This window comes from Oscillatoria sp. CS-180 (assembly GCF_028330965.1).
Lineage (GTDB): Bacteria > Cyanobacteriota > Cyanobacteriia > Phormidesmidales > Phormidesmidaceae > Halomicronema.
On record NZ_JAQMUB010000027.1, the window covers coordinates 44,011 to 63,979 of the forward strand.

Annotated in this window: 24 protein-coding genes; 10 read left to right on the forward strand and 14 right to left on the reverse strand. The window is 48.0% G+C overall.

The window, feature by feature from the left end; genetic code table 11:
• Window positions 1–51 precede the first annotated feature (51 nt).
• From PN498_RS05365 to PN498_RS05410, 10 genes are all read left to right on the forward strand, one after another.
• The gene (locus tag PN498_RS05365) at window positions 52–936 is read left to right on the forward strand and encodes a KpsF/GutQ family sugar-phosphate isomerase (RefSeq protein WP_272061686.1); all 885 of its coding nucleotides are present in this window, start codon (window positions 52–54) and stop codon (window positions 934–936) included.
• Window positions 933–1,670, forward strand: a complete 738-nt coding sequence (gene kdsB / locus PN498_RS05370) for a 3-deoxy-manno-octulosonate cytidylyltransferase (RefSeq protein WP_272061687.1) — start codon at window positions 933–935, stop codon at window positions 1,668–1,670. The genes PN498_RS05365 and kdsB overlap by 4 nt, the downstream gene beginning before the upstream one ends.
• On the forward strand, window positions 1,667–2,506 hold the full coding sequence (kdsA, locus tag PN498_RS05375) for a 3-deoxy-8-phosphooctulonate synthase (RefSeq protein WP_272061688.1): 840 nt from the start codon (window positions 1,667–1,669) through the stop codon (window positions 2,504–2,506). The genes kdsB and kdsA overlap by 4 nt, the downstream gene beginning before the upstream one ends.
• 16 nt (window positions 2,507–2,522) lie before the next feature.
• A complete protein-coding gene (locus PN498_RS05380) occupies window positions 2,523–3,002 on the forward strand; it encodes a KdsC family phosphatase (protein ID WP_272061689.1) in 480 nt (159 codons plus the stop codon).
• A gap of 275 nt (window positions 3,003–3,277) precedes the next feature.
• Complete coding sequence (locus PN498_RS05385; protein ID WP_272061690.1) at window positions 3,278–4,357, forward strand: glycosyltransferase; 1,080 nt, start codon at window positions 3,278–3,280, stop codon at window positions 4,355–4,357.
• A gap of 4 nt (window positions 4,358–4,361) precedes the next feature.
• Window positions 4,362–5,801, forward strand: coding sequence for a glycosyltransferase family 4 protein (locus PN498_RS05390; protein WP_272061691.1), 1,440 nt, complete (start codon window positions 4,362–4,364; stop codon window positions 5,799–5,801).
• Window positions 5,802–5,826: 25 nt separating this feature from the next.
• On the forward strand, window positions 5,827–7,002 hold the full coding sequence (locus PN498_RS05395; RefSeq protein ID WP_272061692.1) for a glycosyltransferase family 4 protein: 1,176 nt from the start codon (window positions 5,827–5,829) through the stop codon (window positions 7,000–7,002).
• Between the two features lie 112 nt (window positions 7,003–7,114).
• Complete coding sequence (locus PN498_RS05400; protein WP_272061693.1) at window positions 7,115–8,014, forward strand: glycosyltransferase family 2 protein; 900 nt, start codon at window positions 7,115–7,117, stop codon at window positions 8,012–8,014.
• A gap of 128 nt (window positions 8,015–8,142) precedes the next feature.
• A complete protein-coding gene (locus PN498_RS05405) occupies window positions 8,143–9,597 on the forward strand; it encodes a sugar transferase (protein ID WP_272061694.1) in 1,455 nt (484 codons plus the stop codon).
• A gap of 45 nt (window positions 9,598–9,642) precedes the next feature.
• A complete protein-coding gene (locus PN498_RS05410; protein WP_272061695.1) occupies window positions 9,643–12,150 on the forward strand; it encodes an O-antigen ligase family protein in 2,508 nt (835 codons plus the stop codon).
• 16 nt (window positions 12,151–12,166) lie between these two features.
• On the opposite strand, the gene PN498_RS05415 is transcribed toward PN498_RS05410, so the two are convergent.
• The 14 genes from PN498_RS05415 to nifX form a co-directional block, all read right to left on the reverse strand.
• Window positions 12,167–12,580 carry a DUF1622 domain-containing protein gene (locus PN498_RS05415; RefSeq protein ID WP_272061696.1) on the reverse strand — a complete coding sequence of 138 codons (414 nt, stop codon included), beginning with the start codon at window positions 12,578–12,580 and terminating at the stop codon, window positions 12,167–12,169.
• Between the two features lie 100 nt (window positions 12,581–12,680).
• Window positions 12,681–12,971, reverse strand: a complete 291-nt coding sequence (locus tag PN498_RS05420) for a hypothetical protein (RefSeq protein ID WP_272061697.1) — start codon at window positions 12,969–12,971, stop codon at window positions 12,681–12,683.
• Window positions 12,972–13,197: 226 nt separating this feature from the next.
• On the reverse strand, window positions 13,198–14,199 hold the full coding sequence (cysK, locus tag PN498_RS05425) for a cysteine synthase A (RefSeq protein ID WP_272061698.1): 1,002 nt from the start codon (window positions 14,197–14,199) through the stop codon (window positions 13,198–13,200).
• A 49-nt stretch (window positions 14,200–14,248) separates the two neighbouring features.
• Window positions 14,249–14,890: a class I SAM-dependent methyltransferase gene (locus tag PN498_RS05430; protein ID WP_272061699.1), complete on the reverse strand. Its 642-nt coding sequence runs from the start codon at window positions 14,888–14,890 to the stop codon at window positions 14,249–14,251.
• A 368-nt stretch (window positions 14,891–15,258) separates the two neighbouring features.
• The gene (locus tag PN498_RS05435; protein ID WP_272061700.1) at window positions 15,259–15,789 is read right to left on the reverse strand and encodes a flavodoxin; all 531 of its coding nucleotides are present in this window, start codon (window positions 15,787–15,789) and stop codon (window positions 15,259–15,261) included.
• A 270-nt stretch (window positions 15,790–16,059) separates the two neighbouring features.
• Complete coding sequence (locus PN498_RS05440) at window positions 16,060–16,359, reverse strand: 2Fe-2S iron-sulfur cluster-binding protein (RefSeq protein ID WP_272061701.1); 300 nt, start codon at window positions 16,357–16,359, stop codon at window positions 16,060–16,062.
• Between the two features lie 114 nt (window positions 16,360–16,473).
• Entirely contained in the window at window positions 16,474–16,839 is a 366-nt protein-coding gene (locus PN498_RS05445; protein WP_272061702.1) for a HesB/IscA family protein, read from the reverse strand.
• Window positions 16,840–16,899: 60 nt separating this feature from the next.
• Complete coding sequence (locus PN498_RS05450; protein ID WP_272061703.1) at window positions 16,900–17,115, reverse strand: hypothetical protein; 216 nt, start codon at window positions 17,113–17,115, stop codon at window positions 16,900–16,902.
• 88 nt (window positions 17,116–17,203) lie between these two features.
• A complete protein-coding gene (locus tag PN498_RS05455; RefSeq protein ID WP_272061704.1) occupies window positions 17,204–17,494 on the reverse strand; it encodes a hypothetical protein in 291 nt (96 codons plus the stop codon).
• Between the two features lie 18 nt (window positions 17,495–17,512).
• On the reverse strand, window positions 17,513–18,310 hold the full coding sequence (locus PN498_RS05460) for a HesA/MoeB/ThiF family protein (protein WP_272061705.1): 798 nt from the start codon (window positions 18,308–18,310) through the stop codon (window positions 17,513–17,515).
• 71 nt (window positions 18,311–18,381) lie between these two features.
• The gene (nifW, locus tag PN498_RS05465) at window positions 18,382–18,699 is read right to left on the reverse strand and encodes a nitrogenase-stabilizing/protective protein NifW (protein WP_272061706.1); all 318 of its coding nucleotides are present in this window, start codon (window positions 18,697–18,699) and stop codon (window positions 18,382–18,384) included.
• Complete coding sequence (locus PN498_RS05470; RefSeq protein WP_272061707.1) at window positions 18,696–18,914, reverse strand: CCE_0567 family metalloprotein; 219 nt, start codon at window positions 18,912–18,914, stop codon at window positions 18,696–18,698. The genes nifW and PN498_RS05470 overlap by 4 nt, the downstream gene beginning before the upstream one ends.
• A gap of 90 nt (window positions 18,915–19,004) precedes the next feature.
• On the reverse strand, window positions 19,005–19,484 hold the full coding sequence (locus tag PN498_RS05475) for a NifX-associated nitrogen fixation protein (protein ID WP_272061708.1): 480 nt from the start codon (window positions 19,482–19,484) through the stop codon (window positions 19,005–19,007).
• The gene (gene nifX, locus PN498_RS05480; RefSeq protein ID WP_272061709.1) at window positions 19,481–19,906 is read right to left on the reverse strand and encodes a nitrogen fixation protein NifX; all 426 of its coding nucleotides are present in this window, start codon (window positions 19,904–19,906) and stop codon (window positions 19,481–19,483) included. The genes PN498_RS05475 and nifX overlap by 4 nt, the downstream gene beginning before the upstream one ends.
• Between the last annotated feature and the right edge of the window lie 63 nt (window positions 19,907–19,969).

Genomic DNA, 19,969 nt, shown 5'->3' on the forward strand with positions numbered 1-19,969 from the left:
TCGGAAGCAATTCGTTCGATCTCTACTCAAATAAGCTTTGAGCAAGTTGAAATGGCAACTCAACTCTTGATGAAGAGTCAAGGACGGGTCATAGTCAGTGGTGTGGGAAAATCTGGTCTTATTGCCCGTAAAATTGCAGCGACTTTAACCAGTACTGGGACAGCTAGTCTTTTTCTTCATCCTTCAGATGCTCTACACGGAGATATCGGTATTGTTAGTACAGATGACATTTCTATCCTGATTAGTCACAGTGGTGAAACAGAAGAATTGCTTGCCATGTTGCCCTATCTACGGCAGCGCCAAATTCCATTAATTGTTATTGTCGGTAACCCACATTCTAGTTTGGCAAAGCAGGCCTCTGTGACGCTTCATGCTGCTGTGAACAAGGAGGCTTGTCCCCTTAACTTGGCACCCACAGTCAGCACAACTGTGGCTTTAGCAATAGGAGATGCCCTTGCTGTTACGCTAATGCACCTAAAAGGGATTACTTCAGAATCTTTCGCTTACAATCATCCAGCCGGTAGGCTAGGGAAACGCCTAACCCTGCGAGTTGCTGATCTAATGCATGCGGATGCGGAAAACCCCATAGTTGGTTTACAAGATTCGTGGTTTCTAATCCTAGACACAATTACTCAAAAAGGTTTAGGAGCCGTCAATATCACTGATAGCTCCGGCAGGCTTTTTGGGCTTATTACTGATGGAGATGTGCGACGAGCTTTACAGAAATTCTCTCCTGATAATTGGAGTAATCTTACTAGCCAACAGATTATGACTTCGAATCCTGTAACGGCAAGTCCTGATCAACTTGCCTATGATGCTATGCAAACTATGGAGCAACGCCCCTCACAAATTTCAGTTATGCCAGTGATTGATGACAATCAAGTTTGTGTTGGGCTTCTACGGCTACACGATATTGTTCGGAGTGGCATAGCATGAAAATTATCGCTATTATTCCAGCCCGCTACGACTCTCAGCGTTTACCAGGTAAGCCATTAGCAAAACTAGGAGATCGTCCCCTAATTCAATGGGTTTACCAAGCTGCCTACCAGTGTGCCATCTTTGACAATGTCATCGTGGCGACTGATAGCAACCTTGTGGCTGACTGCGTGCGACAGTTTGGCGGGCACGTTGAACTCACTCACGCTGATCATTTATCAGGTACTGACCGGATTGCCGAAGTTGCAGCACGATATCCTGAGTATCAAGTTGTCGTTAACATTCAAGGGGACCAGCCTTTCATCACAGAAACAGTCTTAAACCAGCTTATTCATCCTTACTTAGAGGGTGAATCACCAGAAATGACAACGCTTGCTTGTCCTCTAGACAAGACTGTCGATTATACAAATCCCAACACGGTTAAGGTAATTTGCGATCTCACTCAGCACGCTCTCTATTTCTCCCGTGCGCCAATTCCCTATTTTCGGCATAACTTAGAGGCTCCGGTCTACCATCATCTTGGTCTGTATGCCTTTCGCTATGATTTTTTAGTGACTTATGCCCAGTTGCCTTCGACACCAATAGAACAGTGTGAGTCTTTAGAACAGTTGCGCGTGTTGGAACACGGCTATCGCATTCGTGTTTGTCAAACCACGAAGGCTATTTTAGAGATCAATACACCAGAAGATCTGATGGCTGCTAACGTTTCGCTTACTAATTGTGCTTCATCATGAACACAGTTTCTATTACAGACCAAATATCTGTCGGTTTAGGTCAGCCTCTGGCACTAATCGGTGGGCCTTGTGTGATCGAATCTGAAAACTTCACTTTGCATATGGCAGAGCAGATTCAGCAAATATGCGATCGCCTCAGAATTCCTTTCATTTTCAAATCGTCTTTTGACAAGGCCAATCGCACTTCTCTAGATTCCTTTCGGGGGCACGGATTAGATGTCGGCTTGAGAATATTAGACCGAGTACGTGCTGAGTTAGGCGTTCCCGTGTTGACGGATGTTCATGAGAGCCATCAAGTTCCCCAAGTCGCTGAATTTGTTGATGTGCTCCAGATTCCAGCGTTTCTATGTCGACAAACCGATTTACTCGTCGCTGCGGCTCAAACGGGACTTCCGGTCAACGTAAAAAAAGGCCAGTTTCTTGCCCCCTGGGATATGCAGGCTGTTGTAGAGAAGCTTGAGAAAGCGGGTACCTCCAAAATCCTGCTGACTGAGCGAGGAACAAGTTTCGGCTACAACACACTAATCGTAGACTTTCGCTCCTTACCACAGATAAGACAATTAGGCTATCCAGTCGTATTTGATGCAACTCACAGCGTTCAAATGCCAGGAGGGCAGGGAAGAACATCTGGTGGACAACGGGATTTCGTTCCTCATCTAGCAAGAGCAGCAGCAGCAATTGGTATTGATGCTTTGTTTATGGAAATTCATGAAGAGCCGGACAAAGCTCTAAGTGACGGACCCAATATGGTGTCTCTTGCAGACCTTGAACTTCTTTTGAAGTCAATTTTGCAAATTCGAAAGGTAGCAGGTGAAATACCACTCAATGATATCTAGAGAACTCCGAGAGAAGTTGTTCAACGTCAAGCTGTTAGTGTGCGACGTTGATGGCGTCCTGACAGATGGTGGTCTTTATTACACTGAAAATGGGCAAGAACTTAAGCGTTTTGATGTCAAGGATGGACAAGGAATTAAACTTACACTTACGGCAGGAATAGTCGTTGCGTTTGTATCTGCTAGCAACTCCAATGCTATTCGTATTCGTGCTAAAAATCTGGGTGTTGAACTTGTGTTCACAGGCGTGACTGACAAGTTTGCTTGTCTATCAGAAATAACGCAGCGCCTCAGAATCTCCTTAAATGAGACGGCTTATGTAGGAGATGATATTAACGATATTCTTGCACTTAGAAAGGTCGGTATTCCTTTATCAGTAGCCGATGCTGTAGAGTCTGTCAAGGAAATCAGTTGCTACACTACCGAAAGACGGGGCGGACGAGGAGCTATTCGTGAAATTTGTGATCTACTTGTAGATGCACATCAGAAGTCACTTTAGAGTTGAGAATAATCATGCAACTATGATTTTCAATACGCAGCCTTACATACTTCATTTCAATATAGATTCTTCGCACCTTCTCGACACATATTGGTTGTAGCAAGCCTCTCTAAAATCATACCTAAGATAAATTCATACAATATCAATTACGTAAATTCAATCTATTAATGCTGATTCTATGTAAACAACTACTAGAACTAAATTCAAAAATAGTCAGGAAAATGAATTTTTATATGAATAGGAGTGTAGAAACAGCAGTGGTTAGCATGTGTCCCATGACTGTTATTGGCGGTGGGGAGAACTACACTCAGAACTGTACTCTATCTGTCTCAAACACTGACGGCTGTTGTGATTTGTATTATCCTCTTCAGACTCTGCCCAGCAGAAGGGTTGGCAACACATTCTGTTGCTCAATGTTTAATCAGAAAAACTTAGAACATAGTTTTGAGCTTGCGTTTTCCGAAGTGCTTAAGAGTATTTCAAAGTATAAAAGAGTTTGGATTCATCAATATCTTGCTTTTCCTGAAGTCTACAACATCCTGGCATCTATAAGTTCAAATCAAAGTGTATTGTTCACGAATCATGGCCTAGAGCTAAATGAGAGTGATTTTTGGAACCGTTATGAACCTTCTCCTAATCATCTGTTCGTTGAGGTATCAAATTTCTCTTCACAAAGGACTAAGCGACACGTTAATAACGTAATGTTTGAATATGCAGGTATCTGGAGAAGTGATTTAGATACTCTTTGTAATCAAGCTTACTCAGATAAGTCTACATTTTTCGTTTCTGTAGGTAGAATTCTTACACACAAAGCATTCGATGTTACGATTCGTGCTTTGCGGACTGACCAAGTTCTGAAAATTATTGGATCCAAAAATCAGCATTCTCTGTATCAGATTTTTCTAATTTCTCTTAGCCTCTTTAAAGATGTAATCTTTCTAGGTGAGCTTCCTGAACAAGAAAAATTTCAAGTTCTTTCTCAAGCAATTGCATTAATTGCAAGTTCTTCATCCCAGTCGCTAAGTGGGAGACCACGTGAAAATAGTGAACTTTTAGGAATTGTGGTGCTGGAAGCGATAATGGCAGGAACTCTTCCTATTACCTCTAACCAGTCAGCCTTCAAGGAGTTGATGGAGTTTTTTGATCTCACGGATTTTATATACCGGGAAAGAGATGTCTCTGATTTGAGGAGGAAGATGGAGTTTACCTTAGGACTTGATGATGATTGTTACGGAGAGAAAATTCAAAGAGCACAGTATCTTCTCAGAGAGAGGTTTGCCTGGGATGATTACTGGTCGAGAATTCGAAAAAGACTTAACGACGTAAGAACTACAGATACCTTCAAAGAGGATTAAAGATATGAAAATTCTTTTTGTATCTAATGTGTTTCCACCTCATGTTCGAGGTGGATATGAGATTGGATGTCTTGAACTAGCCCGACAGTATCAGTTGAATGGCCATAGTGTTGTTGTTGCCTCTTCTGAGGTTCCTCCTAGTTTACGCACCTATCCTTCACCCACTGATATCGATGTTAGATATGTCTTTTTACCTGTTAAATACTACGATGCAGCATATAACAAACAGTTTGAACAGAATTCTGTATATATCTACGAAAGAACCATGGCTTTCGGAGGTTATTTGGAATCAAATTGTATTGCTCTACAGCGCCTACTTGAGCTTGAGGATCCGGATTTAATCTGGATTTTTAATCCTTTAGGTCTAGGACCAGTAGGAGTATTGGACACTTGTGTTTCCAGCGGCAAGAAAATTCTCATCCATCTTATGGATGATATTGATGGTGTGGTTTCAGATTACACAAAAGTTTTTAATTTTCAGAACAAATGGTCTCTCTTAAAGCAAGAAATAGTTGCAATTTCTTGTTCCAAAAAAATCTTCCTAGCAAACAATAAAATTGGTAAGTTTAATAGAAATGAAACTATCTACAATTGGGTTGATTTCACGAAGAGTCGTCACGAAAAAGATACGACTGATTTCAAAGTAGAGTCCAAAAAATCTATATTCAAAAGGTTTAGAGTTGTTTATTTTGGTCAGATCAACGCAAAGAAGGGCGTAATGTTTATATATGAGTTGTCAAAAAGAATTGCGGCATCTTCTTTGAAATCTCAAATACTTATTGAAATTTATGGATCAGGAGATTTAGCGGAGTGGCTTAGGAATGAACTAGATAAGGACAAGGAGGTAAATGAGGTATTAAAGTTCAAAGGTTTTCTAGAGAAGGCAAGACTATTCAAGAGATTGGAAGAGGCAGATTTGGCTTTATTTCCTCTGAGCAAAGATGAACCTTTTGGCTATGCTCCTGTGGAAGCGGTTATGAAAGGAATTCCTATAATGCTTACTAAGGAAGTTGGATGTTCCGAACTTTTTACAGACGAAGAAGTGATTTTCATTCAAGATAGATCGGATATTGACGAGCTTTATGAAAAACTTGTTTGGTGTCTTGAGAACCAGAAGAGATTAGCCTCAATGATATTTAATGCACAAGAAACAGTTCGAGAAAATTGTGATTTATCGACCGTCACTATACCTAAATTAAATGAAATCATATCTTCTCTTAAGCCAACAGATGGATATGGATTTGAACACATATTGTCTACTTGTGAATTATGTCGATATCCGCTACCAAATCTCGAAAAAAGATATCGTCTTTGGAATCCTCGGTATAGACTAGCCGATCTGATCTTCGATTCAATTTACAATATCCCCTTTTTTGGTTTTTTTCTTGAAAAACAAGAGGAAAAATTAGTCAGATACTATAAGGCAATGCATAGAAAAAGCTAGTTGACATCAATAGGCTCTGTTCTGAATGAATCTTCTCTACTGTCTTACCGCCTATCCCCCGTTCATTGGTGGGTCTCAGATACATCAGCATCAGTTGGCAAAGGTTTTGGCAGAAGAGCATTTAACACAAGTTATTTGTCACTGGAATCAGCATCGAACTGACTGGTTGTTAGGAACTACCCTCTTTCATCCCAAAGGAGGCAATTATAGTTACGAAGGTATTTCAGTACACCAGCTAGAACTTGGTTGGAAAGAGAAGCTTTGCGTAGTACCGGTTCTTCCCTTGTACTATCCCTTTATGGAGTACTCTGTGAAGTTGATCGCGAATATCCTTGCTCCAAAGCTGAAAAATTTTGCTCAAAGAGCTGACGTTATTCATGCCGTTCGTATCGGACGCGAGGGTCTCATCTATACGGCACGACAGTTGGCTGCTCAGCTCGATATCCCCTTCGTACTTACTCCCGTGCATCATCCTCGATGGCAAGGTTGGCGATACAGGGTTTACAACGAACTGTATCGTCGGGCAGACGCTCTAATTGCCTTAACCGATCACGAGCGCCAAATGTTGATCGAGACTGGAGTCAAGCCAGAGCGGATACACGTAACAGGGGTGGGGCCGATATTAGCGCATGAGGGAGATGGGGAACGCTTTTGCAAAACTTACAATATCAACTCGCCATTTGTTCTGTTTCTAGGCCAGCACTACCTCTACAAAGGATTCCGTCAACTACTGGAAGCCACTTCGCTAGTCTGGAAATCCTGCCCAGATATGGAATTTGTGTTTGCAGGACCGGCTGTGAAACAGTCTGAACAGTTCTTCAAGACCTATCGCGATCGCCGAATTCATCGCTTGGGTACCCTTGATTTACAGACAAAAACCGACGTATTGGCCGCTTGTAGCATTCTCTGCGTGCCATCTTCGCAAGAAAGCTTTGGAGGGGTTTTTACTGAGGCTTGGAGCTTCAAAAAGCCCGTTATCGGAGGTCGAATTCCGGCAGTTGCCGATGTCATCTCCCACGGAGAAGATGGCTTACTCGTCGAACAAAGACCTGAAGAGATTGCTGAAGCGATTTGTACTTTATGGCAACAGCCCGACTACGCTAGACGTATGGGAGAGGCAGGATATCACAAAGTCAAAGCTCAATTCACCTGGCCTCAACTAGCCAACAAAACACTCCAAATCTACCAACAACTCCTGTAATCGTCATGCCTGCATCCTACCTTCGGATAAAACGACTGAAGTACCTTTTGAGACACCATGATTTCGACAACCGCTATGGCACAGGTTCCTGGATTGCTGCCGAGGTTGTCCAATGACCTGTCCCCTATCGGTTATTACAGTTACCCACAATCACGCAGCTTACATCGGTCGCTGCTTAGCAACAGTAGTTCCAGAGGTCTTAGCCGTTGGTGGTGAAATGATTGTCATTGACAATTTGTCAACCGACCATAGCGCTGACATTGCTCGCCATTTCGAGAAAGTAAAGTTGGTCGTGAATTCAGAACGTCGTGGGTTCAGTGCCAACAACAATTACGGCATGGCGATCGCTCAAGGGCGTTACATTCTCCTGCTCAATCCTGATACTGAGATGCAGCCTGGGGCTTTGAAAGAGCTAATTAGGTTTATGGACACACATCCCGAAGTGGGGTTGTGTGGTGCTCAACTGCTGTTTCCAGACGGTACCGTTCAGCCTTCACCGAGACGTTTTCCGACAATTGGAGCCGCTATTGCTCGACGCACACCGCTACGGCACTTGCTAAAAAACTCTGCCAGCAATCGACACCATCTCATGCTTGATGTGAGCCATACTCAGCCTTTTGCTGTGGATTGGTTGTTAGGCGCCTGCATGTTTATTCGACGAGAAGTGCTAAACACCGTTGGCCCTTTAGACGAAGGCTTCTATCTGTATGTTGAAGACATTGACTGGGCTAAGCGTATTCACAACGCCGGATGGGAGGTGTTTTATGTTCCAGCCGCTAAGATCATCCATCACCACCTGGCCATCAGCGACAAAAAGTTGTTGAGCTACCACATGTGGCTCCATCTCAAAAGCATGTTTCGATATGCCAGGCGATATTGCTTGCCAACTGTTCCAGGTTTGTCAGCCCGCCGAATCCGCACAACCGTTTGGGATGCCACTCAACCGTTTCAGCCGACTCGGTTCTGGAATCGCCGAGTGGTGATTCAGAAGAACGTGAAACAGGAACAGTGATCTCCAATAAGGCTACTGTTTAGCCACATTAGGCCAAAAACGTTCATCGGCGATGATAAAGTTTTCAGAAATTTTGGCACACTAACCGTGACGCCCGAAAGATTAGGCAATTTTACCCTTTACCGCCTATGGACTGTCATCGGCCTCCTCGTGCAGCTACCCGATCGCGCCCTCACCTAGACATTCGTGCGCCCCGACGATTGCGGTTCAGGGATGTATTGACCTGGGAAGTTCAGCGATCGCTCATCCTCATGCTGGCCGATGTTACAGCGCTCGTCTGCGCGTGGCAGATTGCTCGATCCTTTAACCAGTTTTTCTCCCCCATTCCCCCTCAACTCGACTGGTGGACATGGTTATCGGTTCCTAGTCCGTTATGGATCTTGGGGGCCTGTACTTTGCTAATCTTCGCTTTGAGTGGCTTATATGGCGGCAGGCATCAGGTCAAAAACTACGTCAAAGCAGGTCAGCTGTTGAGCTTGATCTATTTAGGCTCACTCGTGCTGATGTATTTTTACGATCCCAAATTAGATTTGCCGCGATCGCTCTTCTTCTCTGCCTGGTTAAGCAGCGTTGTCCTCGTGGTGTTGGCCCGGCTCGTGACAGTGGTACTGCTTCGACCTTTAGAGCGTTCTCGCAATCAATCCGCCGTATTTCTAATTGCCCCTGCGGCACGACTGAAACGACTGTCGGAACTATTAGCTCAGCGTGCTCACATTTCTGTAATTGGGGCAGCTCTACCCATAACAGCCAACTCACAAGCAACCTTCCAAGCCATTCTCACCTCCAAAGCAACGTTAGTGTTGGCCGAAAATATTCCCTCCGCCGATCTAGCCTCAGAGCTGTATTGGAAACTTCGGCAAGCAGGCATCACGATGCAGCTGATTCCCACCAGTCGCGATATGCTGCATCGACGAGGCAACCCAGAAACCCTAGCAGGCATTCCCACATTACGGTTAGACGCGCCCCTGGTGGGCAATATTGACTATCACCTTAAGCGCAGCATGGACTATATCGGAGCCACCTTAGGCGCGATCGCCCTGGCCCCGTTTTTTCTAGGAATTGCTTTAGCAATCCGGCTTGATTCACCCGGTTCTCCCTTCTTTAGACAAGAGCGCGTTGGCCTACACGGAGAGCGGTTTTGGGTTTGGAAATTCCGCACCATGGGGATCGGTGCGGACCAACAGCAAGCTGCCCTTGAGCATCACAACGAATCAGCCGACGGCGTCCTTTTCAAAGTCAAACGAGATCCTCGTATCACCCGAATCGGAGCCTTTTTACGCCGCACTAGCCTCGACGAACTACCCCAGTTATTTAACGTACTGTCAGGCGAAATGAGTTTAGTCGGTCCTCGCCCGCTGCCGGTCCGAGATGTCGAGCGCTTCGACTCTTGGCATCACATTCGCCATCAGGTTCTACCAGGCATCACAGGGCTATGGCAGATTTCAGGGCGATCAGATATTGACAGCTTTGATGATGTTGCTCGCCTTGATCTGCATTACATCGATAACTGGTCCCTCAATCTCGACCTCGATATTTTGATGGAGACATTGAGAATTGTAGTGGTTGGGAAAGGAGCGTATTAGCAAGAATAGGTATCATTCCTACCTATCTCCCATCGACCCTAACCCATGTCTTCTCTCCTTATTCTTGCAGCCCTCCTCTATGCTCTCTTCACGCTGCTGCCAAATAGCACAACGCAGATGGTGACTTGGCCTTGGGTAGCACTATGGCAGGCGATGCTGCTATTGCCAATTGCGTGGCTACTCTGGCAGGCATGGCACAAACCTTTGCGAGAGTTCCGCTTAGGCAATGGGTTTGACGCGCTGGCAGGACTAGCCGTCTTGGGCATGGGGATATCAATGCTAGTAGCGGCCTTTTCACAACAGGCAATGTGGTACGGATGGGCGGCACTAGGCGGATTGGCAGCACTACATGGATTAATGGGATGGCTGACACCAGCGCGGAGTCGCAGCCTGCTGACATTTCAAGGGTATTTGGCGATCGCCTTCATCCTGGTCAGTCTGGGGATGTGGATGACGAACGCCTATCTACCCGAACTGGCTCGCTTGGACGCTTTGCGGGCGATCGGTGTCGAACAGTCCTTCAACTTTGCCATTGTCAGTCTGCGAAACGGGTTTCCCCTAGGCCATCAAAATTATGTTGCCGGATATCTGGTGCTCGTGCTGCCCTTGTTCGTAGGGTTGGGATTGACCGATAAGACGCTGCGGCGGTGGCTGTGGTGGTCAGGACTGGGATTGGGATTGCTGACGCTATACACCACGGGTTCACGAGCAGGCGTTTTAGCCCTCGTTGCCCTAGTGCTTCCCACCTTGTTGATACTGCTTCTGGGGCACTATGTTCCTCGACGGGTCGCTGTTCCGGCTGGCCTGCTGGGGTTAGCCTTATTAGGCACCCTCGCTATTCTGAACCCCCGCCTCCAGGCAACGCTAGCGGGGTTGCAAACCGGACAGATCACCAACAGTCAGGTCACATATCGCCTGATCACAACTGTCACAGGTTGGCGGATGGGCTGGCAGCGCCCTTGGGCTGGCCTCGGACCCGGTAGTGTCCCTCTGGTTTATCAACAGTATCGTCCCGCATGGGCAGGTCGCGAGGCCGAACTGCATCATCAACTTCACAGTACTCCCGTTCAGCTGTGGGCAGAGTTAGGGATTTGGGGCATCCTGTTGCCCCTACTAGCGGGTGTTTTGTTGATTTATGCCCTGTGGCGACACAGAACTCGACTATCAACTGGAATCCCCGCCAGCTTGATGTGGAGCTTGGTGGGTGGCTTGTGGGCTTATAGCGTGCTCAGCCTAGTGGATTATCAACTGGATGTCGTCGCGATCGCCGGTGTGCTCGTTCTCTATTTCGCCATCATTTTGGCCCAGTTGCGATCGCCAGTAGCCAGCAGCGCACCAGGACAAAACCCGCGTTACCGTCGCAGTCTAGTTGGGGCTGGAGTAGGCATTACGTTAGCCATGGGACTTTGGCTTCTCTCCATTCACCGAGCGTGGGCAGCCTCCTCTCAAGCCTTTCTGGAACTGGAGAGAGAGAACTTATCTGAATTTGTCACGCTTCTGGAGCAGTCGCAGAGATTAGCCCCATGGGAAAGTTACTATCCATTTCAATTAGGTTGGGCAGTCGGCGACTTGAGCAACAGCGTTGAAGATTCCGAAGTTGCAAACTCAATGCAGGAGGACGCGATCGCTTGGTTTCAGCAGGGTAATGCCGTTTCCCCCTTTCAAGAGTTTGGCTACTCTAATTTGGGCTGGCTACAGGCCCAAAGGCAACCTGAAGCCGCGATCGTCTCCTTCTCTCAAGCAGCCCAACTGCTGCCGGCCAAAATGGGCGTCTTTTTTGGCCTCGGCTACAGCCTGCTGTTGAACGATCAGCCCAACCTGGCAGCAGACGCTATGGCGCTGGAAATGATTCGACATCCCAGAATCATCACCAGTCCAGTCTGGACGACCGAGCCGTTCTCGACGTTATATCCCTCTGCCCTCACTCGCTTGGAGGAACTGTATGGGGAACTGCTTGCAAACGCTGATGATCCCCTGCTTATCCCGCATCTCCATCAAATACGAGGGGCAACTCGCTGGTGGTTAGGGGACTATAGCGGTGCAGCTGATGACTGGGATGAATATGGCACAGCCATTGGACAAGCGGTTCTATCAGCAACGAGAGGAAACGTACCTGATATCGAAACCCTGCCCAATCTACCGGGAAAGTATGTCCTACAAGCTTGGTATGACCCAGTAGTCCGAGCAGAATCGTTGGCGATCGCGTGGGTAGTACAACCAGAAGATTCTCCCGTTCCCAACCCGCCTCCTTCAGCCGACCAAATACAAGGCTTAGCAAACTCGATGGCGGCCTCAGAAACCTTGGAACAGTGGCTCAAGCAAAATGCGCCTGTCGTTGAGGCCAGAAGCGAGCGATTAGGCTTTGGCGTTTTCAAACGGCACGATGATGGCCCCAATCCATTTGATTACTATGTCCGGTTTGAGAATGTGGCGATCGCTAAATTCTTTGACGAACTATTCCTGTCTCCCCGTCTCATGCCTGCCCTTGATGAAGCGCTACAGCCTTACCGAATTGGACTCATAGAGGCCACTCAGCAATCGGCAGCAGATTGATCAGCCCTCACTCGCTTTACGAAACGCTGCTTTGCAGAGGTGAGGGGACAACTTCACCATTTTGCGCGATCGCTTTCTGACCAATTCTGTTGGCTCGCTCTAGCAAGAGATTGAGGATAGTGCGAATCAGAATCGTGGCGCCCAACTGAGCAATATCATTCCACTGGCTAGAAATCATCGTTTTAAGAATACTTGCACCCACCAAAAAGCTCAAACCCAATGAAAAGGCATAGCCCATCATCAGGCGACTATTCTGAAATGCGTCAAACGTTTGCCGCTTTAGTAAGGTCTCGCTCAAGAAAACAAACAGCGCTCGAAAGACCCCGATCGCAATCACCACCAGCGCTAGCAATTGGCAAACACTGATTAAAATGCCATTACAGATTTGAACAAAGAATTGGATATTCGCGTTGACAACGTCTAAGCTCATAGATTTTCAAAGCGTAGCAGCCGACCCGACAAAGTGCAGTTCCTTTAAGCATGAAATAGCTGGGGTAACAGCGCAACAACTCTTCAAATCCATTGGTCCTCTATGTCCCCTGCGTCTCACCCTGAGATTGCGGTTCAGGATATAAGCCTAGCTGAACCGACAGTTCACGGGCAATGAAGATCAAGAATTTAGCCGCGTCGGCATTGTCCTGGTGGGCAAAGTAGCTAGCAGCCTGCATAAGCGCTTGGACAAAGCCAGCGTCTAGGAGATCAGGCTCCGTATTCAACACTTGCGGTTCTTCACCATTGGGGCATGATAGAAGCTTGTCGATTAGAGCGAAGTAGCGTTCTTGACGAGGCGCAGGAGCACTCGGGGCAGAGTCAGAGTTCATAGATCAAAAGGATGAAGGGATCAGAGGATTAAGGGGAAGAAGCAAGGCAAAATCATCCGACAAATCGATCAAATCAATAGAATGATCAACTTGAAGGGCCAAGCTGGAAAACTGCCCTTCAAAAGTTTTCAGATTCACAATCAAAAATTGGGTATCACGGGCGGTGGCCCTGAGGGATAGTCGAGGACTTTGCCTCATTGAGACTCCCAGAGACTCCCACAATGCTTCATTGAACAGGATTGGACTGGTATTCAGCGGGTAAGCTATCGGGAACAAGCGGAGGATGGGCAGGTTCCAAATCCTTGAAGAGTACAGTACTCAGGTAGCGTTCGCCGAAACTGGGTTGAATCATGACGATGATCTTGTCTGCGTTTTCAGGTCGTTTTCCAACGGCGATCGCCGCCGCGAGAGCAGCCCCTGCAGAGATACCTGAGAGCAAGCCTTCTTCTCGGGCTAGGCGGCGACTGTAGGCGATCGCCTCATCATCAGATACCTGAACCACCTCATCGATCAGGTTAACTTGCAGAATAGCCGGGACGAATCCAGCACCGATGCCCTGGATTTTGTGAGGACCAGCATTTCCGCCAGAAAGAACCGGACTGCTAGTGGGTTCCACCGCGATCGCTTGAAAGCTATCTTTCCGAGATTTCAAAACCTCTGCAATGCCCGTAATCGTTCCTCCAGTACCCACACCGGCAACCACCATATCGACAGAGCCGTCAGTATCCGCCCAAATTTCTTCAGCAGTCGTTTCTTTATGGATCTGGGGATTAGCCGGATTCTCGAACTGCTGCGGCATAAAGGCGTTTGGCAACTGAGCCGCAATTTCTGTAGCTTTTGCGATCGCCCCATTCATGCCTTGATTGCCGGGCGTCAGCACCAGTTCTGCACCGTAGGCTTTCAACATGGCACGCCGCTCCAAACTCATGGTTTCAGGCATCGTGAGGATGAGGCGGTATCCCTTAGCTGCAGCAACCATCGCCAAGGCAATTCCTGTATTACCCGATGTTGGTTCTACCAGAATAGTGTCATCGGGAGAAATAGTGCCTGCCTCCTCGGCAGCGTGAACCATGTTGGCCCCTATCCGATCCTTCACAGACGCCGCTGGATTCATGCCCTCTAGCTTCACCAGAATTTGCGCTAGGCAGCCCTCAGACTGCGGAATACGGTTGAGCTGAACCAACGGGGTTCGTCCGATGAGCTGTGTGATGTCTTTAGCGACGTGCATGGATGTTCTCCTGAAAAGTAAAGGACTTTTGGGGTGCTGCTTTCATTCGTCAGCGTTTACAGGCCACCATATTAAAGAGGTGCCAATGCTTTTCTTCTCCTAAGGCTGTTTTGCCGGGGTGGTCTTCCTCATCTAAACGTTCAATATCAAAAGGATGGAACAACGCTTCCACCTGTGAACGAGTGTGACAAGTGATGTCGCTATAGGTCGCCCACGAGTCGTGATCGCCAAACAAATGCCCGCAAAACCGTCCCCCCGGTCGCAGTGCAACGACAATTTCCTCCCACAGTTCTGAAAAATAGCTGGGTGAACAGAACGGAAGACAGAAGCTGGCGTTTATGAGATCAACATCAGGAGGGAGGGCAATGTCTTCGAATTTTTGGACCCGCGTTTCTAAGTAGGTGCGGTTGATGTCGGGTCGTTTGCTGAGGCGAGCGATCGCCTCCGGTTCGCCATCAATGGCTAGAACGCGCCAGTTACGCCGCAGTAGTTCAACGGTGTCGCGCCCATCGCCACAACCCAAATCAACAGCGTTCCCAATGATCGCCCGCTTGTTACGGGGACGTTCGGCATCAAATAGCTTAAGAGCCGTAAGCAAGGTCTCACGGGGAGGACGTCCCTCCACAGCCTCATAGTAGTTGGACCACCTGTGTTGGAAGTGGGAGGTATCGTTGTCGGATAAAGAAGGCATAGGCCAGCGCTGTAGGAAATCAGACATTTTAGCGCAGACGAGTGACTCGTGGTGAGACGATGACGAGAGTCAGTCTGGGAAGGTGCTGGACTGCCTCATCTTAATTTGATTGGAATTCCAGTGGATTGCGCTAGGCAGCGTCAAGCTCAAAATTGTGAGTTAATCCAGATCTTGCAGTTGAGTTGATGCTGACTGCTGTGGCCCCCCGGCCCCCATCCTGGGGGAGCCAATCTCTGAAAGTTCCCCAGGATGGGAGATTTAAGGGGGCGAATGCACGCGATTTGCTGAACCGAGAGATCAGAGCAACGTATGGTCTGTCTCAACACTTGCAGGGATAACTCACTCACAATTTCAAAATTGATAGACCACTAGGCAGCGAGGGCTGGGAAATCTGGTTTGAGCAACGCTAGCCAATCAGCAATCCGCTGGTCTGTTTGTTCGCTTTCGTTAACTTCGTCAAGGGGAAGCCCCACAAAGCGCCCATCTCGAATTGCAGTGGATTTTTCGAAGGTATAACCATCTGCTGAAACAGCACCGACCACATTGGCCCCAAGCGCTTTGAATTGGTCATACAAAATACCCAGTGCACCAACGAAGTGTTTGCCGTGACCAGTACAATCGCCGGGACCGAAGAGGGCGATCGTTTTACCCGAGAAATCAGGTTTTTCAACCTCTAAATCGAACAGGGGTTCGCGCCAGTCATTTTGAACCTCGCCAGCCCCCCAAGTTGAGCATCCGAGCAGCAAATAATCGTACTCTAGAAGATCGTCATAGCTGTCGAAATCTTCCTCCATGCTGTATAAATCACAGTTCTCTTCACCAATTTCAGCCTGGATTTTTTCAGCAATTTCTTCTGTGACACCGGAGGTACTGCCATAGAAAATTCCAATTTTTGCCATTGTCCGACTCCAAATATTGCAAGAATGAACTCATTGAGGAGCAAGGAGTTTTGAGTTTGAATAAGGCCTAGACAGGGAGCTGCTTAATCTTCAGAGTTGTCTGACGAGCGTCCACTAGAGGGGTAGGGTGGACACTGCCCAACAAAAACAGCATGAGAAGCGTAATCAGAATGGTATTAAATCAACATCCTGGGTAGTGCCCACCCTACCTTTTTCAGATTGCGTCACCTATTCAAGTTCAAATTGTTTACTCTTCAACAAAGATTACGGCTAGACCAGATAGGCTTCCATGTGGGTTTTGATCGTGCAGTCTGAGCGAGGATAAGACGAGCACAATACAATGAAACCTTTTGCAATTTGATCATCCTCTAAGAAAGATTGATCCTCTTGATCAATCTCGCCTTCTACGAGCTTGCCGACGCAGCTAGAACAAGCTCCTGATCGACAGGAAAAGGGTAGCTCAATGTCATTTTCTTCCGCTGCATCAATGATGTACATGTCATCTTCAACGGGAATAGTGACGTCGATCTTACGCTTTTTGTTAATTAGGCGGACTTGATGTGTTGTCATGATTCTTTCCTCTTGCAACGAAGATCAATAAGGGTTGAGATTTGAATTTTGAATTTTGAGTTTGAACACCACAAGGTCAATGTTTAACTCGTTACTCACAATTCAAAAGGCTGACTACGAACAGGGCACGGCTGAAGGAGTACAGTCACCTGCCTGGAAGGACTTGCCGCAGCCGCAGGTGCCTGTGGCATTGGGATTGGTAAATTTGAAGCCGCTTTCTAATAGACCATCGATGTAGTCCACGACAACGCCGTCCAATAGAGGAGCACTGGTCGGATCGATGAAAACTTTGAGAGGTCCAGCCTCTACTATTTCGTCTTCCGGTGCGGGAGCGTCTGCCACCTTAATGTCGTATTCGTAGCCATTGCAGCCGCCGTCTTTAACCGCGAGGCGAATACCTCGCCCTGGAGTGTAGTTGGGTGTACCGCGAACGAAGGTGCGTAGGCGGAGTTCCGCGAGTTCAGTAAGGGTAACTGGCATAATAATCAGGGGATGAGAGAACAAGAGATCGACAGGAGCGAAGCAGTCAAAGGTGCAGAGTTAACTGGTTCTGGATTGTTGGAGAACACCGGGTTCCACTAAAAGCCACAGAAGCATCAGACTTTTTATCAAAACGGGGGCATCTGCCAGAATGAACGTGAGCAGCACAGCAGCGATCAGAATGCCGAGCAGTTGCCCTGAGTGGGAGGTGCAGGTCCGCATAAACCCGCGAGCGACGATCGCAATTCCGAAAGAGAGCAGAATAGTCCAGAGCATTGTTCGATCCTGAATTCGGCGGAGAGACAAGGACGAAGAGCTTTTGACAGGTCTAGAGGGGATTTAGGGGCAAAGGCAAGATCTTGGCCTAATACAAACTGTCAATAGATCGGCGGGGTGATTTGCATTGACTTTGCCACGGGCAAAAGCGAGGACAGGTCGGTTTGATGATGCGATCGCCAGGTGCACAGGTGGGGTAGGTGACTAATCCAGCCAGAAAAACAACCTTAAGCAGTCCGGGGGCCGCAACGATTCCTCCCATTAAGCAAACCAAGGCCAGCGAGAGGCTGAGAAATTGAACAACCTCGTCGGTCTGATGACTGCCATAGCGCCAAGCAGCGATCGCGAGACCCAAGAGCATCAAAGCCATCCAAAACATGTCACACTCACCAACTCATCAGAGGGAAACCGGAGCAGTATCCGGTAAACGAGCCGACACAGAGGACTGAGCAGATTGCCCGCAAACGGCACAATCCGGATCATGGTAGGTGCGGCGCTTGGCAAATTCGGCGCGGGCCAAATCCATCGTGAGTAGCTGCCCCAATAGGGGATCCCCCAAGCCTGTTATGAGTTTGATTGCTTCCAGTGCAGCCAAGCAGGCTAGCGTACCGGAGACAGCTCCAAGTACTCCAAATCCCCACCGATTCCACTCCGGCTTCTCAGGAAATAGGCAAGTAAGACAAGGGGTCTGCCCAGGTACGATGGTTGTCAGGTAGGCATCCATGCTATTCATGGCAGCTTCCACCATCGGCTTGCCCCAGCGCACGCAGGCCGCATTCAGCAAATCCCGCTCTTTGAAATCAAAGGCGCAGTCCAGCGCAATATCAGCTTGCTGTACGAGGTCATCAATGTTGTCAGCAGTGACGTATTCGCACACGGCTGCGATCGCGATATCTGGATTGAGCTGGGCTAAAGTTTCCCGAGCTTTGAATACGCGCGGTTTTCCGACCCAATCGTCCGTCATCAGCACCTGCCGATTCAAATCATCCCGCTGTAGGTCTCCCCCCCGCACGAGGATGAGTTTGCCAACCCCAGCTACCGCTAGATACAGAGCCGCAGTGCCCCCCAATCCGCCGACGCCTGTGACCAGGGCGGTTGTCCCTTTGAGCTGTCGCTGCCCCGTTTCACCTAAACCAGGCAGCATCATTTGACGGCGGTAGCGATCAATTTCGGTTGGGGTTAAAGTTGGCAGCATCGCTGAAAACAGAACTAGGTGAATGGGCTAAAGCTATACGAACAGGCTGTTGGTTGCTGTTAGGGTTGTGGCTATTCCACGCCGATATCAGACAGCATGACCACATTTTTAGGACGGTCTTGAAAAACCTTGAACAACTTCTGCTCGACGGAAGTGGAAGTGATAAACAGGGTGTAAGCCGTTTGCAGTGCTTGCCGATAAGCCTCCAGTAAGGTCACTTCGTCTTGAGCACTATCAACGGCTTGCACCAATTGGGAAAACTTCCGCAGGATATGCAAGCGGTTCACGTTCACCACCTGGGGGTCATAGGCTAAGCCAAAGAAATCAAAGTATTCCTCAGCATCTTTGAGCTGATTGAACTGAGATAGGGATAGGGTCGCAGTGGTCATTGGGCGGCCTCCAAAGTTTTGAGTTGTTGTTTCAGGTCGCGGAGCTGACAGTAGACGGCGTAAGTCCGTTCGGCGGCTTCGGGTAGCTGTTCTAGGTCATTGGGCAATCCCTCAGCAATGTCGTGGAGGTCCATCTTCATCTGTCCAGCCTTGCTGTTGAGTCTCTTGATCTGTTTTTTCAGAGCCTCGATGTTGGTGGTGGTTGCTGTAGTCATAGGCGGTAAGGGGTTTGGAGGGAAGATTTAGGGTTGGAGATTTCAGACTCAACCGGCTAACTAAAACTCAAAATGGGTCACTTAGACCTTTTAGATGTCGCAGACTTCGGGATATTTTTGAGCTAGCTCAACACCTCTTTGGACCAGTTTTTCACCTTCTGCGTTGAGTTTTTCTAGGGTGTCGAAGCCAAAGCGTTGGGCATCGCGGAGAGTTTTAGAAACCAGAATCAGGCGACCAGAGAAGATCAGTGCCCAGCCAAAACCTTCATGACTAAGGTCAACAACGACTTGGGACAGTTGACCGGTTTCCTCTTCAATACGGGCTGCGATCGCCCGATAAAAGCCTAGAATTCGTCCGATGGTGAGTGGATCTACCTCTCCTTCAACAGGAATTTCGCGGCGCTGCTTTTTAGGCATGACATAGGGCTTCAGCAAAAGCTCATCAGCCCAATTGCGATAGGTGCCGTAAGGATCGTTCGCGCGAATTTGTTGTACTAACGCTTTGAGAAAGGGAGAATTATCGACAACCAATGCTGCATCGAGAGCAGCAGCGACTTGAGCGGGACTCATACTAAAATTTCCTCCTCGGTAGTTTCAAAATCATCGTCAAAGTTACGAGGCTGACTTTTTTGCAGTGCCTTGCGTAACCAGGGTGGCGGGCTGCCGTTGAGGGTTTCCACCAGTCGGATCAGCACATCTTGAATATCGTCTGCCTCTGTCTGGGCCTTAACCGGGGTGATATTGTTGCGAATCAGTCTGGCTGCTGCACTGCCACCAATCGCTGAAACGTAGACGAGAGTGCAATCATGCAGCGCTTTAACTTTGGGTTCCAACTTGTCTTCATTGCCGTCTTCCTTTAGATCGCCAGTGAACTCCAGGGTTTCAACAAAGGTGTAGCCGTCGGTGTCAACGTCATAGACATCAATCCGACTAGCCCAGCCGAAATGAGCATTGATAGAGTCTGAATCTCGGGTTGTAAAGGCAACTTTCATCAAGATCTCCTTGTTGGCAGTAGGGAACAGAAGGCGGATGAGCAGGGGATGGGGGCAGATCAG